Origin of the sequence: Psychrobacter immobilis (genome assembly GCF_003148585.1) — a bacterium.
Classification (GTDB): domain Bacteria; phylum Pseudomonadota; class Gammaproteobacteria; order Pseudomonadales; family Moraxellaceae; genus Psychrobacter; species Psychrobacter immobilis.
Genome location: NZ_QGGM01000003.1, coordinates 265,060 through 284,811, shown reverse-complemented (window position 1 = coordinate 284,811; position 19,752 = coordinate 265,060). Strand labels below are relative to the sequence as shown.

18 protein-coding genes are annotated in these 19,752 nt (G+C 41.3%); 17 read left to right on the top strand and 1 reads right to left on the bottom strand.

Translation table 11 applies throughout. The annotated features are described in order from the left end of the window. Positions 1-75 precede the first annotated feature (75 nt). The 15 genes from proB (at position 76) to C8D84_RS04520 (ending at position 17,051) form a co-directional block, all read left to right on the top strand. Positions 76-1,248: a glutamate 5-kinase gene (gene proB / locus C8D84_RS04590; RefSeq protein WP_045445028.1), complete on the top strand. Its 1,173-nt coding sequence runs from the start codon at positions 76-78 to the stop codon at positions 1,246-1,248. A gap of 294 nt (positions 1,249-1,542) precedes the next feature. Continuing rightward, entirely contained in the window at positions 1,543-2,679 is a 1,137-nt protein-coding gene (gene hemE, locus C8D84_RS04585; RefSeq protein WP_045445031.1) for a uroporphyrinogen decarboxylase, read from the top strand. A 110-nt stretch (positions 2,680-2,789) separates the two neighbouring features. Beyond that, a complete protein-coding gene (argC, locus tag C8D84_RS04580) occupies positions 2,790-3,857 on the top strand; it encodes an N-acetyl-gamma-glutamyl-phosphate reductase (protein WP_109590401.1) in 1,068 nt (355 codons plus the stop codon). A 101-nt stretch (positions 3,858-3,958) separates the two neighbouring features. Continuing rightward, positions 3,959-4,825 (top strand): hypothetical protein, encoded by an 867-nt coding sequence (locus C8D84_RS04575; protein ID WP_109590399.1) that lies wholly within the window; start codon positions 3,959-3,961, stop codon positions 4,823-4,825. A 102-nt stretch (positions 4,826-4,927) separates the two neighbouring features. Continuing rightward, positions 4,928-5,335 (top strand): ATP-dependent Clp protease adaptor ClpS, encoded by a 408-nt coding sequence (locus tag C8D84_RS04570; protein ID WP_109590470.1) that lies wholly within the window; start codon positions 4,928-4,930, stop codon positions 5,333-5,335. Positions 5,336-6,057: 722 nt separating this feature from the next. After that, a complete protein-coding gene (clpA, locus tag C8D84_RS04565; RefSeq protein WP_109590397.1) occupies positions 6,058-8,631 on the top strand; it encodes an ATP-dependent Clp protease ATP-binding subunit ClpA in 2,574 nt (857 codons plus the stop codon). 175 nt (positions 8,632-8,806) lie between these two features. Then, the gene (locus tag C8D84_RS04560) at positions 8,807-9,544 is read left to right on the top strand and encodes a uracil-DNA glycosylase (protein WP_055124416.1); all 738 of its coding nucleotides are present in this window, start codon (positions 8,807-8,809) and stop codon (positions 9,542-9,544) included. A gap of 12 nt (positions 9,545-9,556) precedes the next feature. Beyond that, positions 9,557-10,123: a tRNA adenosine(34) deaminase TadA gene (gene tadA / locus C8D84_RS04555; protein ID WP_109590395.1), complete on the top strand. Its 567-nt coding sequence runs from the start codon at positions 9,557-9,559 to the stop codon at positions 10,121-10,123. Positions 10,124-10,302: 179 nt separating this feature from the next. Beyond that, positions 10,303-11,085 (top strand): (d)CMP kinase, encoded by a 783-nt coding sequence (gene cmk / locus C8D84_RS04550; RefSeq protein ID WP_109590393.1) that lies wholly within the window; start codon positions 10,303-10,305, stop codon positions 11,083-11,085. 310 nt (positions 11,086-11,395) lie between these two features. Beyond that, a complete protein-coding gene (gene rpsA / locus C8D84_RS04545; protein ID WP_055124414.1) occupies positions 11,396-13,087 on the top strand; it encodes a 30S ribosomal protein S1 in 1,692 nt (563 codons plus the stop codon). 326 nt (positions 13,088-13,413) lie between these two features. Then, entirely contained in the window at positions 13,414-13,719 is a 306-nt protein-coding gene (locus tag C8D84_RS04540; RefSeq protein ID WP_045445047.1) for an integration host factor subunit beta, read from the top strand. Positions 13,720-13,891: 172 nt separating this feature from the next. After that, positions 13,892-14,305, top strand: a complete 414-nt coding sequence (locus tag C8D84_RS04535; protein ID WP_109590391.1) for a lipopolysaccharide assembly protein LapA domain-containing protein — start codon at positions 13,892-13,894, stop codon at positions 14,303-14,305. 74 nt (positions 14,306-14,379) lie between these two features. Further along, positions 14,380-15,078 carry an orotidine-5'-phosphate decarboxylase gene (gene pyrF, locus C8D84_RS04530; RefSeq protein ID WP_109590389.1) on the top strand — a complete coding sequence of 233 codons (699 nt, stop codon included), beginning with the start codon at positions 14,380-14,382 and terminating at the stop codon, positions 15,076-15,078. Positions 15,079-15,233: 155 nt separating this feature from the next. Further along, positions 15,234-16,031: a metallophosphoesterase gene (locus C8D84_RS04525; protein ID WP_228244461.1), complete on the top strand. Its 798-nt coding sequence runs from the start codon at positions 15,234-15,236 to the stop codon at positions 16,029-16,031. Positions 16,032-16,214: 183 nt separating this feature from the next. Then, positions 16,215-17,051, top strand: a complete 837-nt coding sequence (locus tag C8D84_RS04520) for a histidine phosphatase family protein (protein WP_109590385.1) — start codon at positions 16,215-16,217, stop codon at positions 17,049-17,051. Between the two features lie 145 nt (positions 17,052-17,196). On the opposite strand, the gene rpsT is transcribed toward C8D84_RS04520, so the two are convergent. Beyond that, positions 17,197-17,463, bottom strand: a complete 267-nt coding sequence (gene rpsT, locus C8D84_RS04515; RefSeq protein ID WP_010200097.1) for a 30S ribosomal protein S20 — start codon at positions 17,461-17,463, stop codon at positions 17,197-17,199. Positions 17,464-18,204: 741 nt separating this feature from the next. On the opposite strand from rpsT, the gene C8D84_RS04510 reads away from it, so the two are divergent. After that, entirely contained in the window at positions 18,205-18,906 is a 702-nt protein-coding gene (locus tag C8D84_RS04510) for an NAD-dependent epimerase/dehydratase family protein (RefSeq protein WP_109590383.1), read from the top strand. A gap of 103 nt (positions 18,907-19,009) precedes the next feature. Then, positions 19,010-19,543: a ribonuclease E activity regulator RraA gene (rraA, locus tag C8D84_RS04505; protein ID WP_109590468.1), complete on the top strand. Its 534-nt coding sequence runs from the start codon at positions 19,010-19,012 to the stop codon at positions 19,541-19,543. Positions 19,544-19,752 lie beyond the last annotated feature (209 nt).

The following is a 19,752-nucleotide window of genomic DNA, read 5'->3' as shown; positions in this document are numbered from 1 at the left end:
ACTGGCTTGAGCTGATATACTTGAATTTTTTAGATCAATCCCCGTAATCAATTCACATGAGAGACAGGAGTTTATATGGCAGGTGACATAGAAAACACGACCGAAGAAGCAAGGTTTATTAAACAAACTCGCAACTTTGATATTCAGCGCGTTATTGTCAAGATTGGCTCATCGTTGTTAACCAATAACGGTCGAGGGCTGGATCGAACTGCCATATATGAGTGGGCAAAGCAGATCGCTAAATTGCACAAGCAAGGCGTCGAAGTGCTACTGGTATCGTCAGGTGCCGTTGCTGAAGGTGTGGTACGAATGAACCTTGAGGAGCGCCCGAAGAAACTAGCAGCACTACAGGCCTGTGCTTCTATTGGTCAAATGGGTTTGATTGAAACGTGGTGGTCAGCATTAATTCAGCATGGTATTCAAAGCTCGCAGCTGCTACTAACACATGATGATTTGTCTAATCGTAGCCGTTATCTCAATACGACGGGCGCGTTGACACAATTACTAGAGTGGCGCGTGCTCCCAGTCATCAATGAAAATGATACCATTACCATTGATGAAATTAAATTTGGTGATAACGATACTTTGGGCGCGATGGCGGCGGCGATGGTCAATGCCGATTTATATATCATTTTGACTGATCAAGATGGGGTGTTTACGGACAACCCACGTGACAATCCTAATGCAAAAATGATTCGCCAAGAGCGTGCGATGGCGGATTACTTATTTGATATTGCAGGGGATGGTGGCAAGCTTGGTCGCGGCGGTATGCTGACCAAAATTCGTGCTGGTCGTCTTGCAGCGATGGGTGGTTGTCCAACCGTTATCGTGAGCGGTGCTATCGATGATGTTATTACTCGTGTGGTATCAGGCGAAGCGGTTGGTACTTTATTGACCACCAATGATCAAGACAAAATCATTGCACGCAAACAATGGCTTGCCGCACATTTACGTATGTCAGGCACTCTAATAGTCGATGCAGGCGCAGCAAAAGCAGTAGTCGAGCATCACAAGAGCTTGCTACCGGTCGGCGTTGTGGAAGTACGCGGTGATTTCGATGAAGGTGACGTGGTTGAGGTGGTACACCAAGATACGGGCGAGCGTTTAGCGGTTGGACAAGTGAACTTCTCCTCTCGTGATGCTTGCCGAGTGGCTCGTGAGCGTACTGAGCAGTTTGATAGAATTCTTGGTAATAATGAAGAGCGTGTGGTCATGGTACACCGTGATAATTTAGCGCTGACCATGTAGACCATTGATGGTATTCATCCAATTTCAAATATGAGCACGATATTATTGATTAAAGACCAACGGCAAATGACGCTCTAAAAAAGTACAAATACTTTTAATGATTATTGTTTTTATGATTGTTAACACGAGAGATATTAACCAATAAATTGTTATTAGCGAATATCTCATTATTTGTGGTTTTTTAGAATAGATTGTCGCTATCTAAACGTTTTAATATTCTTTTATTCAACTTATTTTATCCAGCACCGTATTCATTGATAATCATGAATGCGGTGTTGTTTTGGAGATTTGTACATGAGTGCTTCAGACAATAGTAACTCGATCCAGCAAGAATTTGCGCCTTTAAAGAACGACAGATTGTTACGGGCATTACGCTTTGAATCAATAGACACCACGCCAGTCTGGATGATGCGTCAAGCTGGTCGTTATTTACCAGAATATAAAGCCACTCGTGCAGAAGCGGGCGACTTTATGAGCCTGTGCAAAGATACGGACCGCGCCACTGAAGTCACTTTACAGCCACTACGCCGTTATGATTTAGATGCTGCTATCTTATTTAGTGATATTTTGACCATACCTGACGCTATGGGTCTAGGCTTATACTTTGAGGCGGGCGAAGGTCCTAAGTTTAAACATCCTATTCGTACGCAAGCAGACTTAGATAGATTGCCAGTACTTGAACCCAATGATTCTCTTGATTATGTCATGCGTGCGGTGACGAGCATCCGCAAAGCATTAAATGGTCAAGTGCCGTTATTTGGTTTCTCTGGTAGTCCATGGACATTGGCCACCTACATGATTGAAGGCGGCAGCTCAAAAGACTATCGTTATACTAAAGGCTTTTTGTATAGCAACCCTGATTTCTTGCATCAATTATTAGATAAATTAGCCACTTCTGTTATTGATTATCTAGATGCACAGGTGGTCGCTGGCGCTCAAATTCTACAGATTTTTGATAGTTGGGGCGGGGCGCTTGGCCATCGTCAGTTTATCGATTTTTCTCATGCTTATAATAAGCGTATCGTCGCTGAATTAAAAGTACGCCATCCGCAGATACCAGTGGTATTATTTACCAAAGGCGGTGGGTTATGGTTAGATGTGCAAGCAGATAGTCAAGCTGATGTTTTAGGGTTAGATTGGACGATGCCCATTGATCGTGCACGCCAAGTATTGGCTGAAAGTCAGCGTCAATTGACCAAACAGCATAAAAAACTACAGAGTAGTAAAGCCATTCAAGGCAACTTGGATCCAGCAACATTGTATGGTTCACCTGCGACGATTCGTGCTGAAGTAAATGCAATGCTTGATAGTGCTTATGCGAGCGGCGAAAAAACGGGTTATATAGCAAACTTAGGTCATGGTATTACGCAGTGGGTCAATCCTGACAATGCCAAAGTATTTATCGATGCGGTGCACGATTATAAAATCTAAAGCTGCTAGAATCCAAAAATGACAAAGTTCAGGTATATAAGTGAGCTTTCTATCTAAGATTTGTTTAACAAATACTGATATTTACCAAGTAAAATAAAAAGGAATATCTTATGATTTCAGCAGCGATTGTTGGTGGCACAGGTTATACGGGTATTGAGCTGATTCGCTTGTTATCTGCGCATCCTGAAGTATCTATTGATTTGCTAACCTCGCGTAGCGAAGCTGGTACACGAGCTGATGAGATATTTCCAAGCTTACGCGGTATATCAGATATTGTCTTTAGCGACTTGGGCGATGAGACGCTTGCAACGCTGCAAAAATGTGATGTGGTCTTTTTTGCCACTCCACATGGCGTAGCGATGAAGCAAGCAGAAGCGCTGACGCAAGCTGGTGTGAAAGTCATTGATTTGGCCGCAGATTTTCGTTTACAGTCACTGTCCGATTTTGAACACTGGTATCAGCAGTCGCATGCCTGTCCTGAGCTGCTAAAGACAGCTGTCTATGGTTTACCTGAAGTGAATCGAGATAAACTTGCCACTGCTTTAGTCGTCGGTAATCCGGGTTGTTATCCGACCACTGCTATTTTGGGTTTGAAACCAATAATCGATATGCAAAATAAGCAAGCAGAGAGATTGGTGGAATCACGCATCGTTATCGATGCAAAGTCTGGTGTTTCTGGCGCTGGTCGCCAAGCTTCACTTGCGCTTAATTATGCTGAAACTACTGATAACTTTAAAGCTTATAGCGTTGAAGGACATCGTCACCTGCCCGAGATTGAGCAAGGCGTAGCGCAGTTATTAGACAGCCAGTTCACCCATCGCATTCGTTTTTTACCGCACCTTGTGCCGATGATACGTGGCATGCTGAGCTCTATTCATCTTGAGCTGACGGATGCGGGTGCTGCTATTGATTGGCAGCAGATATTTGAAACATGCTATGAATCAGAAGCATTTATTGATGTCATGCCAAAAGGTATTTACCCAGATACTCGTAGTGTCCGCGCCAGCAATCGTTTACGCATTGCTGTGCATCAAGACAATGAACGGGCTGAATTGACAGTGATTGTCGTACAAGACAATTTGGTAAAAGGCGCCGCAGGACAAGCGTTACAAAATATGAATGTCATGTTCGGATTCGATGAAACAATGGGTCTAAACTTTGCACCTATTGTTCCGTAGCAGATGTTTAGCTGTGGTCAAATCATTCACATTTATGGTGCTAGGTATTGATTATAAATTCCGCTATAATATTGCCATTACTGTTAAGAGATATTGTCTAAATGCGTGTCAAGCTTGTACGACGCTTTTGCTCACAGCCCGCACCTTCATCGTGCAAAGACTCTGATTTGTATCATTTAGAGCGTAGTCCGCATTCTCTTAAAACCAATGCTAGTTCAGTAACTAAGGTAGGTGGTACCCAACAAGGGGCATCCACATTGGTGTTGGCTCTCTTTGTCGTTGTCATATTGGTGACTGCCATTGTTGGATTGATATTCGGTCATAAATTAGGATATCAGCGTGGCTTTCATTCTATGCAAACTGAAACCAAGCAAGCGATTATCAATAGTACTGAGGCAACAGAAGCGCTTGAAGATTTACGTCTTAGTCATAAAATAGCGGCCAATCAAGCGGCTACTGCTAAGCAGGAGCTGGCGATTAGCTTGGCGAACATCAAAGAGTTGCGTGAAAACCAGCAAGAACTAACGGTTGAGAATAGACAAGTCTCTCAACTGAATGAATTATATGCTGATGTCCTTCGTGACAAAGGCGGCATGCCTTTACAGGTAATAGCGGCAAAGATTGAGCCGTTACCTGAAAATGCCTTCGAATATGGTTTCGATATAGGCATGCTTGCTAGCGATGGCAAAGCCAAACGCCTAAAGCCAACGTTGACGTTGCTCAATGACGATGATTTTGTAGAGGTGCCGCTAGATCCTCCAGTTTATACTATTGAAGGTATCGTTCGTATTCGTGGTCGTTTCATGATGCCATCAGGCTTTAAACCGTTACAAGTCAAACTTAGCTTACAAGCTGGCGGGCAACAAGTGGAGCAGCTCTATGATTGGAAGCTTGGCGACCGAGTTGATAATATGCCGCTATCACTTTTAGATTTACCTGAAGTCGACGAAAGCCCGATTGAGCCTTAATCTATTCATATTTAAGAGCGCTATAATAAGCATTGCGTTTGCCAACCTCTGCTAGCATCCTTTATTCCGTTATAAATATAACCATTAATTTGTATGCCAATTATGATGAAACAAACCCTATTGCAAGCGTTGCTAACTGTTGCTGATTGGCACTTTCCAACCATACCTGCTCATCGTGCACAAGATGGTGATACGGACGGCGAGACCTCGCCACAAGCAGATGTATTGGTAGCAGAGCCAGAAGTGGCTAAGCCGCCTATGTATGCCGTCGTTATGTATAATGATAATTATACGCCGATGGAGTTCGTCGTTTATATTTTGCAGTCCGAATTTCGTCATAGTATGGATTCGGCAGTCGAAGTTATGCTAACGATTCATAACAGTAGCAAAGGCATTGCTGGTATCTATCCTAAAGATATTGCTGAGACCAAAGCCAAAAAAGTAAACAGTCTGGCACATCGTGAAGGCTATCCATTATTGACCCAGATTGAGCCACATCAAGGCGAATAAGAGAGTAGCGTAAATATGAATTTAAAGTTCTATCTTCTTCTCGTGTTTCTATCTTATTATTTCCAATGGTTTTATCGTTTAGAAACCCTTTTAAGCTCTAAAAACCGCTCATTGTGAGCTTGATAGGTACTCTGTATCCAAGCAGTCACTCATAAATTCCTTATTATAAAAATGTCCTAACCTTGATTTTTCTTTAATATACCCTTATCTATATTAAGTCATCACATCAAACAGCTGTCCTAATTTTATAGAAATGATTGATGCATTCCTATCATTTTCTAATCATCCTATTAACTTGAATTTTTCTATAATTTAATCAGTTGATGGCTTAAAAAAGTCATTTGTATCCTTCACTCTCTCATTTATTATTCTATTACCGATTTCTCCTTTATTTGCTCAGTTTTTGAAGCTTTCATGCTATTTCTTTACTATAAATATTGATGCGCAGTACGCCTTGATACATTTTAGTCTGTGTTAATAGATTGACTCTTCTTAAGTATCGTGTTGAGATAAAGAAAAGCAAGTATGAGTGATCAAAACGCTTAATTGGTGATAAGTAGATAGCACTGCTACTTGAGTAATACATGGTCAATATCATTTAGCGCTGTCTTTTGATAATACAGAGTTAGCCCTTGAACAATCCATCTGTCGCCCTGATTTACTTACTAACTCATTCATAAAGCTATCAATTATAAAGATAGGTATAACCGTAGGAAGTCGTTATGTTAAGTCGTCATCTTGAAGTTTCTTTGCGTTTAGCAATGACACTTGCGCGCCAAAAATCGCATGAGTACCTCACTGTTGAGCATCTATTATTGGCGTTATTAGAGAATACTCACGCTGCCAATACATTAACTGCCTGCAATGCTAATGTTTCAACGCTGCGTACCGAGTTAGAAGCTTATATCAATAAGCATACGCCAACGGTAGATGCAGACACCGAGCAGTCACCGCAGCCAACCCAAAGCTTTGATCGTATTCTGCAGCGTGCTATTTTCCATGTGCAATCTATTGGTGGTGGTCGCCTTGTTGAAGGCTCAGACATTTTAGTATCTATGTTTTCAGAGCACGATACTTATGCGGTTTACTTGCTCAAAAAGCAGGGTATTAGTCGTCTTGAGTTGACCCAATACTTATCGCATGGTCAAGATAAAGACGAGCCATCCGAGCCACGTGCTTCTATGACGGGTGAGCGCCGTAGTGCCTCAGAAAAAACCAGTAAAGATCCCTTGGTTGAGTTTGCGACCAACCTAAACCAGCGTGCGGCTGAAGGTAAGACTGACCCATTAATTGGACGTGGCCCTGAAATTGAGCGCGCCGCGCAAGTGCTATGCCGTCGCCGTAAAAATAACCCGTTATTGGTTGGTGAGCCAGGCGTCGGTAAAACCTCTATCGCTGAAGGTTTGGCGTGGTTGATTATTAATGATAAAGCACCGAAACCATTGAATGGCTGTGTGATTTATAGCCTTGATATTGGCTCATTAATCGCTGGTACTAAATACCGTGGTGATTTTGAAAAACGCATGAAGTCACTGCTTGATGCGCTAAAGAAAAAGCCCAATGCAATCTTGTTTATTGATGAGATTCATATGATTATTGGCGCAGGGTCGTCAATGAGTAGCAATATGGACGTATCAAACTTGATTAAGCCAGCACTTGCTAATGGTGAGCTGCGCTGTATCGGCTCAACCACCTTTACCGAATACCGTCAAGTGTTTGAAAAAGACCATGCACTGTCACGTCGTTTCCAGAAAATTGATGTCAAAGAACCAAGTGTTGACGATACGATTGATATTTTACGCGGTCTGAAGCCTCGTTATGAGGAATTTCATAACGTTGAATATACCGATGAAGCGTTGGTCACCGCCGTTCAATTATCTGCTAAGCATATTCACGAGCGTTTTTTACCAGATAAAGCGATTGATGTGATTGACGAAGCAGGTGCCTATAAGCGTTTAGGTGTGATTCCTGATGCTGATGATATTGATGCAGAAGAAAGCTTCATTGCGGATATAGAGCAAGATTTTGATGCTCAGATTGATGCCGATGTTGAGGGTCTCGATGGCGACACGTATAGCGATAGCGAAATGCAGGATGAAGCGGAAACTGCAAAAGCCAACGATCGTGCCAAATCGTTCAGTGAGTCAAAAAGTGCCAAGGCTAAGAAAAAACCACCGATGAAAATCGATGTGGCAGATATTGAGGCGATTGTTGCCAAGCTTGCACGTATTCCTCCCAAGTCAGTATCGAGTGATGATAAGAGTATTCTTCAGCACTTAGATCGTGATCTTAAACACTTAGTGTTCGGTCAAGATGAAGCGATTGAAACGCTAGCCGATGCGATTAAGCTATCGCGTGCCGGTCTAAAAGCACCAGATAAGCCAATTGGTTCCTTCATGTTTGCTGGCCCTACTGGGGTGGGTAAAACTGAAGTTTCACGTCAATTGGCAAATTTGTTAGGCGTAGAACTGGTTCGTTTTGATATGTCAGAATATATGGAAGCCCATACTGCATCGCGTTTGATTGGTGCGCCTCCTGGCTATGTCGGTTATGATCAAGGTGGTTTGTTGACTGAAAAAATCAATCAACATCCACATTGTGTTTTATTGCTTGATGAGATTGAAAAAGCGCACCCTGATGTCTTCAACTTGTTACTGCAAGTCATGGATCATGGTACGTTGACTGATAACAATGGTCGTGTGGCTATCTTTAAGCAAGTCATTGTGATTATGACGACCAACGTCGGTGCTGATAGTATTAGCCGCTCTTCAATGGGCTTTACTCAGCAAGACCATAGCCGTGATAATACGGAGTCGCTCAAACGTGTCTTTACGCCAGAGTTCCGTAACCGTTTAGATGCCATCATCCAATTTAACCCATTAGATACCTCCGTGGTAGTATCTGTGGTTGACAAATTCTTGGTTGAGCTACAAGTCCAGCTTGATGATAAACAAGTCACCTTAGAGATTGATGACGAAGTACGCGATTACTTGGCTCACAAAGGCTATGATCGCCTAATGGGTGCACGCCCAATGCAGCGTCTGATTCAAGATGAGATCAAAAAGTCATTGGCAAGTATGATTTTGTTTGGTGATTTGGTCAATGGTGGGGTAGTACATCTCACCTTAGAGCCTGAAGCTAATGATGAACAAGATGGTGATTCTGTTAAGCTTGATAAGTTCAGTGGTAAGACGGATTATAACTCTACAGATAAAGGATCAGCAGATAGTCGTATTATCTTGACGGTCGTTGAGACTCATGAGCCACATCCAGACTCTGAGTCACTCGCCAGCTAAGTTTTGCTACTAATGTAATAACAACGGTTACCATGTTACTGTGGTAGCCGTTTTTTTATTGCTATAATTCATAACAAAACCAACGTATGAAATCACTAGATCTCATGTGCGAGATTGGTTCACGCTCCCCCATTCGATATTTATCTAATCGATAACAAATATAAAAGGACATACTATGGAATTATTCGATGAACAAACGCCAAAATCGCCAGCGCAAAAGCAGGCTATTTTAGACAATGTGCGCTTGCCAGAAGATTGGAAAACGGCGTTAGCAGATGAGTTAACTTCTAACAATATGGACGACTTGCGTGCATTTTTAAAAGAAGCCTATCAATCAGAAAACAGTATCTATCCGCCAGCACCCTTAATATTTAACGCGTTAAACCTGACCCCTTTATCACAAGTTAAAGTCGTGATACTAGGTCAAGATCCTTATCATGGACCAGGGCAGGCAATGGGCTTATCATTTTCGGTGCCCAAAGCCATTCCAAAGCCACCCTCACTCAATAATTTGTTAAAAGAGATGGCGAGTGACGTTGGTATCGCACCCTCAAAACATGGCGACCTGACTTACTGGGCACAGCAAGGAGTTTTGCTATTAAATAGCTCTCTGACCGTGCGAGAAAGTGAGCCAAATAGTCATCAAAATAAAGGTTGGGAGCAGTTTACCGATGCGGTGATTGATGTGGTTAATGAACAAACAGAACATACCGTATTTATATTGTGGGGCAGTAAAGCACAGAAAAAAGGCAAATATATCAATACTGATAAGCATCTTATTCTGACCGCTGTACATCCATCACCACTTGCTGCCAATCGTGGTGGATTCTTTGGTTCCAAGCCGTTTTCTAAGACCAATGATTACCTGGTACAGTATGGGCAAACGCCTATCGATTGGCAATTACCGCAATAGTTGTCAAAATAAATGAAACATAAACAAAATATAAGCTTGAAGCCATATCCAACCGTAAATAGTCAGTTAGTTATTGAGGATATGCAAGCCAGCACATTTTGGTCGCTTCAAGATATGAGCTGGATGAAAATAGCTCTTAAACTTGCTAGGCAAGGTGCTGAGCGTGGAGAGGTGCCAGTAGGGGCGATACTGGTACATAATCAGCAGATTATTGGTCAAGGATTTAATGAACCGATTGGGCGTCACGATGCGACCGCTCATGCGGAGATTGTCGCATTAAGAGAAGCGTGTGCGCGCTTAAAAAACTATCGTTTACCATTACAGACAACGTTATACGTTACCTTAGAGCCTTGTACGATGTGTATCGGAGCCCTCATTCATGCGCGGGTAGATAGATTGGTTTATGCAGCAAGCGAGCCACGAGCGGGTATGGTTGGTAGTCAAATAAATTTACCGATGCAGCCTTTTTATAATCATGCTATCGAAGTACATAATGGCTTATGTCGTGAGCATAGCAGCCAGATGCTTAAGACCTTTTTCCGTGAACGACGAAAAGCGGCAAAAAGAAAGACAATATAAGCAATTAACAAGATATCAGTCTTGCTGCTAGTGATGGGTAGGTTTCTTTGCTATAATATCGCCCTATTTGATGACGAAATGATGAATTAATTGTCAAGCGTTTGATAAATAAGTAAATATTGTTCTGCAGCTAGCATGTACTAAGCCGTATCAGTATCGTCTACTATTAAGTGAGTATTATGACCGTTTCTACAGCTGATAACGCTATACTTGATAACTTTAGTTCTGGCAGTAATGATAACCAAGCGCCAGTGTTGCGCTACCCAGTTATCTGCATTGATGGACCAAGTGGAGCAGGTAAAGGTACGGTCACGTGGCGTTTGGCCCAAGCATTGAAGTATCAACTGCTGGATTCAGGTGCTCTGTATCGTATCGTTGGACTCAAAGCATTTGAAGCTGGATTAGTTGCGGCAGACGGAATCCAAGCCATTGACGAGATGGCTGTATTAGCATTAACGCAGCGCCTAGAGATTGCTTTTGTACCTAACAATGCATCAGGACGTGTTGATATTTTAGTGAATGGTGAAGCGGTTGGTGAGCAGGTTCGTAATGAGACCGTGGGCGGCTATGCATCACAAATAGCAGTATTTCCAAAAGTTCGTCAAGCATTACTAAAGTTGCAACAAGATATGGCAGCTCGTTCTGGATTGGTCGCTGATGGTCGCGATATGGGGACGGTTGTGTTCCCAGATGCGGATGTAAAAGTGTATTTGACTGCCAGTGCTGAAGCGCGTGCCGAGCGCCGTGTAACACAGTTAATAAATGCTGGTCAGACGGCAGATTTTGACGCGATTTTAGCGACAATTAAAGCTCGTGATGATCGTGATGAGAATCGGTCGACTGCACCATCAAAGCCTGCAGAAGATGCTCTACTACTAGATAGCTCTAACTTAGATGCTGATGCAGTTTATGCACAAGTGAAAAGACATTGTCAGGATAAAGGTATTTTCTTTAATAGTTAATAAAAACAAGTTAGTAAGTATGAAAAAGTTTCCTATACGCTTGATTTTAGTATAAAATCACAGTAGTAGACGCTAATAATCTCTAGAGAGTGATAAAAATATTCTTTCTAAATCATAGAGATTTGAAAGTATAAGGCATTGCAATATAAGACAGTTGTTGCTAGTGAGTTTAATAAGTTATGTGCTTACTAACAACAAACGTTTTTATATATGATTGTATGGGATATAAAACCAGTATTCTCGTTTTATGCAATCATAAATTTGATCCGTACTGTGCTGGACAGGATACGGCTATACAAAGGTAGACATAATGGAATCATTTGCTGAACTATTTGAAGCGAGCATCGAAGAAACAGGTCTGGATATCGAGCGTGGCTCGGTTATCACTGGTACTGTTGTGGCCATTGATAACGACTGGATCACTGTTGATACTGGTCTGAAATCTGAAGGTATCGTCGCTCGTGAAGAGTTTTTAAGCGAAGAAGGCGAACTTGAAGTTGAAGTTGGCGATAGCGTTGATGTCGTGGTTGAAGCGGTTGATAACGGCATGGGTCAAACCTTGCTTTCACGTGAAAAAGCCAAACGTGTTGAAACTTGGAACTTCCTTGAAAAAATCGCTGACAATGATGAAATCGTAAAAGGTATCATTTCAAGCAAAGTTAAAGGCGGTTTCACTGTAGATATCGGTTCAGTACGCGCGTTCCTACCAGGTTCATTGGTAGATGTTCGTCCTATCCGTGACACCACGCATCTTGAAGGCAAAGAGCTAGAGTTCAAAGTCATCAAACTTGATCAAAAACGCAACAACGTTGTTGTTAGCCGTCGTGCAGTTATGGAAGCTGAAAATTCAGCTGAGCGCGAAGAGCTATTGAACAAGCTTGAAGAAGGCATCGAGATCGAAGGTATCGTTAAGAACCTTACTGATTACGGCGCATTCGTTGATCTAGGTGGTATCGATGGTCTATTGCACATCACTGACATGGCATGGCGCCGTATCAAGCATCCATCTGAAGTTGTTGAAGTTGGTCAAGACCTAAAAGTTAAAGTATTGAAGTTTGACCGTGAGCGCAATCGCGTTAGCCTAGGTCTAAAACAACTTGGTACTGATCCTTGGGATAACGTTGGCGGCACATACCCAGTGGGTAGTGTGGTTAAAGCACGCGTAACGAACTTAACTGATTATGGTTGTTTCGCTGAGATTTCTGAAGGTATTGAAGGTCTAGTACACGTGTCAGAAATGGATCATACCAACAAAAACATCCACCCATCAAAAGTTGTTCAAGTGGGCGATGAAGTTGAAGTAATGATTCTTGATATCGATGAAGAACGTCGTCGTATCAGCCTAGGTATCAAACAGACTCTAGCTAACCCATGGGATGAATTTGATAAGAAACATGAGCGTGGTGATAAAATCACTGGTACGATCAAATCAATCACTGACTTCGGTATCTTTATCGGTCTAGACGGTGGTATTGATGGTCTTGTTCATCTATCTGATATTTCTTGGAACGAAACTGGCGAAGACGCTATCCGTAACTACAATAAAGGCGACACCGTTGAAGCAATGGTATTGTCAGTAGATGCAGAAGCAAACCGTATCAGCCTAGGCGTGAAGCAGTTAAGCTCTGATCCATTCAACGAATACCTAGTCAACAATGACCGCGGTGCTATCGTTAATGGTAAAGTAAAAGAAGTAGATGCTAAAGGCGCTACTATCGAGCTTGCTGACGAAGTTGAAGCGTATCTACGTGCCTCTGAAATTCAACGTGACCGTGTTGAAGATGCGACTAAGCATTTGAGCGTTGGTGATGACGTTGAAGCGAAAATCATCAGTGTTGATCGTAAAACTCGCAACATCAACTTGTCTATCAAAGCGAAAGACGAAGCTGAAGAGCGTCAAGCGATTAAAGAGCTAAGCAGCACTAGTACGACTAGTACTACTGCCAGTTCTGATGCACAGCCAAAAACAATTGGTGACTTGATCAAAGAGCAAATGCAGTAAGCTGCACGTTATTGATATAAGATTATAAAAGAAGCGACTATGGTCGCTTTTTTTTTGCTTAAATTTTAAGTGTCCTATTAATCAATGAGGTTTTTGCTCAAACAGGCAAACTCTTATTTCCATTTACCGTAATATCCGCTATCATTTGCAACATTGAGTAACGAGATGTGAATTATTACTTATTTAAGACACTGAGATTATTTTAGTGAATGGCTATTTATCCTTATGATCTTGATGTATGGCTTGTCTTAAAAGTAACAAGCTATCGAAAATGATGGTCCAATTCACAGTCATCTTATCCATTAATCAACAAGGCAAGCGTAATAATGCAGCAAGCGATTAACAAGTCCGAATTTATTAGTAATTTAAGTGCGAACTGTGACAATATGACTGATACTGTAGTCGATGATGCAGTACGTGAAATATTAAACTTGATGACCGATACGTTAGCCAATGATGGACGCGTAGAAGTTCGTGGTTTTGGCAGTTTTTGTCTGCACCATCGTCGTGCCCGTATGGGTCGAAATCCTAAAACAGGAGAAAGCGTACCTGTACCTGCCAAAGCGATACCGCACTTTAAACCAGGTAAAGCATTACGTGAAGCAGTCAATGATACAGTAGCAAATAGCTAAGTGTGTTATAAAGTATTTATTGGGTAAAATTGCCAACAAGAGTGCTTGCCAGCCACTTTTGCTAGAATTTATCACTAGTGAGTTTATAAGCATATAAATGTGTGGGTTGATGAAGGTTTTAAAGTGCTATTTTTAAAACACTAACGACATTCCAAATCGAGGTAGACGTCTCATGCGCTTTTTACTATTTGTATTGCTGTTTTTGAGCTTTGCTTATGCACTTGGCTTGGTGTTGGCAAATAATACCGAAGTTGGCGTAAATTTATTATTCTCGCAAGCACCGACGATGAATCTAGGATTGCTGCTGATTTTATGCCTTATGCTTGGTATTGTTATCGGCATCTTGTTGGCACTGCTTATCTTCCGTGTCTTACAGAATAAGTGGGAAATCTCGCGTTTGCAAAAAGCGAATGTGAACCTCCAAGCGCAACTGACACAAGCCAATGCTGTCATTGATCGCCAAGCAAGTGCACCAACGTTGGAAGAAGCTGTTTATGGTTCGACAGCAACCAATGTGCAAGTGCAAGACGCAGAAGTACTTACTGTAGATGAAGGCGCGACACTTACCAAACAAAAACGAGACTAAATTATATTCTGTACTGATCTATGAGCAGTCCATATATAGTGTTTTGATAATTCTGATATAGATATGGTAAAACCATGAATAATACAATGAACTCCCCAGTCATCGTTGCCTTAGATAATATGACGATGGAGGCATCGGTAGCATTAGCTGATCAGTTAGATCCAACATCATGCCGCTTAAAAGTGGGTAAAGAGCTATTTACTCGCTGTGGTCCTGAGATAGTTAAGGCGCTACATCAGCGTAATTTTGACGTATTTCTAGACTTGAAATTCCATGATATTCCTAATACTACCGCTCAAGCGGTACTAGCGGCAGCTGAGCTTGGCGTATGGATGGTGAATGTGCATGCCAGCGCGGGCTTAGAGGCGATGTCATTGGCTAAACAGCGCTTGTTAGACGGTAATTTTGATACCTTGCTGATAGCCGTCACCGTGCTGACCTCTATGGATAATCAAGCATTGATGCAAACAGGTATTACCGATGGTCTAGATGCGCAAGTGAGTCGATTGGCACAATTAACCAAGCAAGCGGGTCTTGATGGTGTGGTCTGTTCAGCGCAAGAAGCTAAAACGCTCAAGACACTATGTGGTCAGGATTTTAAATTGATTACCCCTGGTATTCGCTTGCTAGACGATAATGCAGATGATCAAAAGCGTATTTGCACACCGAAACAGGCGTTAGATGATGGTTCTGATTATTTGGTGATTGGTCGTTCAATTACTCAGGCAGCAGATCCTGCGGCTAAATTACAAAAGATACTCCGAGATATTTAGATACTTATAAAATATTTGGATATTTACAAAGTGTTTAGCATTTTATAGTATCAGCATGATAAAAAAGACAGCCTAATCCGCTGTCTTTTTTTAATTTTTGCGGGTATATCAAAAAGTGCTAAACTATTTATGTTTATTTAATGATATTAGAACTTATGAAATTACAGATTTTAAGTGACTTACATATTGACAGTTATGCGCGTCAGTCACATCCGCTAGGGCATATTCCCAAAACTGATGCAGACGTGGTATTAGTCGCGGGTGATACTGCCAACAGCGATAGTGGTATGCCATGGCTACAAGAGCAGGCAGCACGTTTGCAAGTGCCTGTGATTACGATAGCTGGTAATCATGAATACTTTAATGAAGATGTGCTACATTTTGATAAAAAGCTGGCGACTTGGGATAATTATAATGCCCAGTCGCAGCAAGGCGTCCGTTTTCTACAGTGTCAACATATTGATATTGGTGACATACGTATCCTAGGTTGTACTTTATGGACAGATTACCAATATCAGGCCAATGAAGATACTATAGCTGCTGCTATGCGCTTTATGCGTGACTATAAACAAATCTATGCTGGAGGCGAGCTTTTTTCACCTGAAATATCGATGCAAATCCATGCTAAGCAGCGTCAATGGTTAAAGCAAGCATTGATCACCGCCAAAACACTTGGTAAAAAAACTGTTGTGATGAGTCATCATAGTATCAGTCCATTATCGGTGTCTGAGAAGTATGCGAATCTACCAAGTAACGCAGCTTTTGTCAGTGATTTGTCTGGCTGGATGCATGAAGATTGGGCGCCAATACTATGGGTACATGGACATACACACGAAGCATTTGACTACCGTATTGGTAATACACGAATCATTGTCAATCCACGTGCGTATCCAAATGAGGTGAGCAGCACTGCATTAGCGTTCGCATGGGACAAAGTCATTGATATCGGCTAAGTAATTTTAATCATTTAAAAGCAGATATCTTTTTAGTTATTTGTCACCTTGATCTGTCTTTTTAAAATAGCGAATATAAAATAACGCTTATTTTAAAGTCTAACCGCCTAGACTCGTAAGCAATATTACAATTTAACTGATATTTTGTTCATTCATATCAAAAAATCTGCTACGCTTGCTACCATGAGCAAATATCTCAATAACACTCCCTCAAAACTGTCTGCTGAAAAGCTTGCGAGTCATACTCCAAGTGCTCCGGCGCCTTCGCACTTGCCTGATAGTATGATTTCCTCAGTCAGCTTATTGCCTGAAGATAAACGGCTGATTTTATTTACCAGACATTCCTTACGTGAACGCTCTGATGGCAATGGTTTTGCCAGTTATCAATTACCCCTAACACCTAAAGGTCGAGTACTAGCGAAGTCTTGGGGGCGTTGGTTGGCAGGGCATTTACCGTACTCGCTTGATGTAGACAGTATCTCAAGTCCGATTGGACGCTGTATTGACACGGCGCAGCTGATGCAAGCAGGTGCGGGACTACAACGTGATATTACGCATCAGTCATTGTTGGTCGAGCCTGGTAGCCTAGTGACTGAGCCTGAAATAGCAAATCCAGTATTTAAAGAAATTGGCGTGCTCAACTTTATCAATCGATTTTTGCAAGGCAATCTTGAAGGTACCAAAAACGCTTACCAAGGCGGTCTCGATATTTTATCGCTGTTTTATCAATATCAGCCGCAGCAAGGGCATCTCATGCTTGCTGTTAGTCATGATACTTTGTTGTCTGCTTTTTTAGCAGTGATGTTTGATGTGGTCGAGATTGATTGGAATGATTGGCCAAAGATGATGGAAGGCGTGTTTTTGTGGTTTGATGATAAGCCGTTTGAACAAGCAAGTGCATACTTCGTTTGGCGCGGTCAAGTGTATGTGCGCCCGATTCATACTTTATTAGAAGACTACCGTGCTGCTGGCTTTCATCCTAATACATTGCTCTTACCACCAGAAGTAAAGTGGATCTAAATACTATTTAATCTAAATACTATTTAAAAGATTACTACTCATTTTTCAATCAGACATAAAAAAACCTTGCCCCAGTATTAGAACCAGTGACAAGATTTTAGTCATCACGCTATAAAGGCGAGATGTGGTCTAAACGTTAACAATCTTAAGCTTGTAGGCCTTTGATGGTTTTGTTCAGGCGGCTCTTACGACGAGCAGCTTTATTCTTATGAATAATACCTTTGTCAGCCATACGATCAAGAACTGGTACCGCTTTTTTGTAAGCTTCGGTAGCCGCGTCATAATCTTTAGCTGCGATAGCCGCATCAACACGTTTTAAGTAAGTACGAACCATAGAGCGTTGTGACGCAGAGTTCTGACGACGTTTGGTGTTTTGACGGGCGCGTTTACGAGCTTGTGCAGTATTAGCCACGCGAATCTCCTTGATAAAGACAGATAAAAATATGAATGTGGATTACAATAAAAAAGGGTTTAACCATCATCGGTAACGAGCAGCCGTCTCGCCAAACATGATGTCGATGTCTAATATTAAAGTACCTATCTGTTATTAAAGGCACCTAAATTAGCAATAGAGCATCGCAAGCGCCAAAACTGTTTGGAATAATTAAACAGCGTTAACGTGTAAAGCCGGTTATCTTAGCAAATTATCGCCCTTAGAACAATATATTTGATGATTAATGCTTAAAGAAGTTGTGTGATCATATATACGACAGTTTTTTGTGTCTCTACTCAACTGTTTCTTGAAGTATTTATCAATATTGTTGCACTAAAAACCGATTATGAGTGAATAAATCGCTTAGCCGATAAAATCTCTTACAATAAATTCTATAGAATACCCTCAGTTATGCGTTAATTTAGGTATGATACTAGGGCATGTCCTCAATTCAATCGATGGACATCTAAATGGGCTAAAAGTGGCTGAATCTTGCCAAACAATGTTAAAAAAAATGTCAAATAGCTGGTTAATATCCCGATACTATTTAACATTCTGATAGTATCTGCGCTATTTTCCTCATTTGACTATGATTTATCTCATTGTTATCACCATTTTAAAAATGATGATACACCCTAAGATGAAAAGCTTTGGTGATAGGCTTTAAAATCAGATCTTTCATTATCATCTATTTTCCAACACACTATAAATGGATAGGCTATGCAGCGAAAAGCAATTGTAATTGGCGCGACAGGATTGGTCGGACAGCATCTTGTCAAACAGCTTAGTGAGCTTTATGACACGTTAATTGTGATTGCAAGGCGTCCGCCACGCTATATCAATACCAGCATGCGTTTTTATCAGGTTAATGATTTTGATAATTTGGCTGAAATATTTGCCAGCGTTGGCGTTGATCGAAAGACGGACGCTTTTAGCTGTCTTGGTACGACTAAGAAGCAGGCTGGTAGCGATGAGGCCTTTCGAAAGGTTGATCATGATTATAATGTCAATTTTGCCAAACTGTGCCAAGAAAAAGGTGTTGAAAATTTCTTTTTGTTATCATCTATGAATGCTGATATTCATAGTCGGTTTTTATACAATCGCGTAAAAGCTGAAACTGAGCAGTCTATTATGGCGCTAGGTTTTACGCAGCTAGTTATTTTCCGTCCGTCCTTGTTACTTGGCAAGCATAAAGGTCGTCCGCTTGAAAGTATTGGTCAAAAAGCCTTTCAGCTGATATCGCCCTTAGTTTCAGAATCATTGTCACTGCATCCCATTTCCGCCAAACGCGTTGCCATTGCCATGGCGATGAGTGCGCATGATGTTTATCAGCGTAATAAATACCGTACTGAACCTGCTATCCAAACCACTGATGTCATCGAAAATAAGCAAATGCTAGCGATGACTAAAGTTAAAAAATAGCCTAAGTATTAAGTTGAAGAAACAATTAAAATTAAGCCCTAGTCATAAATAATCAGTCATGAATAACCAATCATACATAACAAGGAGCGTCACTATGTCAGACATGCCAGAATCAATAACAATGGATAAAGAGAACTTTGTGACCTGTGATTTATTGGATGCCAATTCTGAGTCGCAGGTGTGTTTGCCTAATATCGAAGGTAAGTCTTTTCATAGCTTTGGTGGCAAGGACAAGTTCTGTGGTGAAATTGTGACGGTGAAATGCTTCGAAGACAATAGTCGCGTCAAATCATTGCTAAATAGCGATGGTAAAGACAAAGATGGTAACGGTAAGGTATTGGTAGTTGACGGTGGTGGTTCAATGCGTTGTGCGCTGCTAGGCGACATGATTGCGCAGTCAGCGATTGATAATGGTTGGGTAGGAGTCATTGTGTATGGCTGTGTTCGCGATGTTGATGATATGGCGCAGATGGATCTTGGTGTCATGGCACTTGGCTGTATCCCGCGTAAATCAAATCGCCGTGATGAAGGTCAAACCGATATTGAAATTAGCTTTGGTGATTTAACATTAAATTCTGGTATGTTTGTCTATGCAGACAACAATGGCATTATTGCTAGCGACAAGCCATTAATTTAAAAATGGCTTGTCATTTAACAATAATTAATAATTAATAATTAATAATTAATAATTAATAATTAATAATTAATAATAAAAAACTTCAGCTTAACCGTTGAGGTTTTTTTATTGAGTGACAACTTCAATGCTGTAGTGATAGCTTATAGACTGTCATAGGTATTTTTAAGGTTTTTCAGCAGTGTTTGATAAGAAGTAAAATGCTAAGTGAC

Excerpts from the sequence above, each read along its gene's own strand:
- C8D84_RS04560 (WP_055124416.1), top strand. The coding sequence starts at position 8,807 with ATGGAATTATTCGATGAACAAACGCCAAAATCGCCAGCGCAAAAGCAG.
- tadA (WP_109590395.1), top strand. The coding sequence starts at position 9,557 with ATGAAACATAAACAAAATATAAGCTTGAAGCCATATCCAACCGTAAAT.
- C8D84_RS04510 (WP_109590383.1), top strand. The coding sequence starts at position 18,205 with ATGCAGCGAAAAGCAATTGTAATTGGCGCGACAGGATTGGTCGGACAG.
- rpsA (WP_055124414.1), top strand. The coding sequence starts at position 11,396 with ATGGAATCATTTGCTGAACTATTTGAAGCGAGCATCGAAGAAACAGGT.
- C8D84_RS04540 (WP_045445047.1), top strand. The coding sequence starts at position 13,414 with ATGCAGCAAGCGATTAACAAGTCCGAATTTATTAGTAATTTAAGTGCG.
- hemE (WP_045445031.1), top strand. The coding sequence starts at position 1,543 with ATGAGTGCTTCAGACAATAGTAACTCGATCCAGCAAGAATTTGCGCCT.
- argC (WP_109590401.1), top strand. The coding sequence starts at position 2,790 with ATGATTTCAGCAGCGATTGTTGGTGGCACAGGTTATACGGGTATTGAG.
- pyrF (WP_109590389.1), top strand. The coding sequence starts at position 14,380 with ATGAATAATACAATGAACTCCCCAGTCATCGTTGCCTTAGATAATATG.
- cmk (WP_109590393.1), top strand. The coding sequence starts at position 10,303 with ATGACCGTTTCTACAGCTGATAACGCTATACTTGATAACTTTAGTTCT.
- C8D84_RS04520 (WP_109590385.1), top strand. The coding sequence starts at position 16,215 with ATGAGCAAATATCTCAATAACACTCCCTCAAAACTGTCTGCTGAAAAG.
- C8D84_RS04535 (WP_109590391.1), top strand. The coding sequence starts at position 13,892 with ATGCGCTTTTTACTATTTGTATTGCTGTTTTTGAGCTTTGCTTATGCA.
- C8D84_RS04575 (WP_109590399.1), top strand. The coding sequence starts at position 3,959 with ATGCGTGTCAAGCTTGTACGACGCTTTTGCTCACAGCCCGCACCTTCA.
- rraA (WP_109590468.1), top strand. The coding sequence starts at position 19,010 with ATGCCAGAATCAATAACAATGGATAAAGAGAACTTTGTGACCTGTGAT.
- C8D84_RS04525 (WP_228244461.1), top strand. The coding sequence starts at position 15,234 with ATGAAATTACAGATTTTAAGTGACTTACATATTGACAGTTATGCGCGT.
- clpA (WP_109590397.1), top strand. The coding sequence starts at position 6,058 with ATGTTAAGTCGTCATCTTGAAGTTTCTTTGCGTTTAGCAATGACACTT.
- C8D84_RS04570 (WP_109590470.1), top strand. The coding sequence starts at position 4,928 with ATGATGAAACAAACCCTATTGCAAGCGTTGCTAACTGTTGCTGATTGG.
- proB (WP_045445028.1), top strand. The coding sequence starts at position 76 with ATGGCAGGTGACATAGAAAACACGACCGAAGAAGCAAGGTTTATTAAA.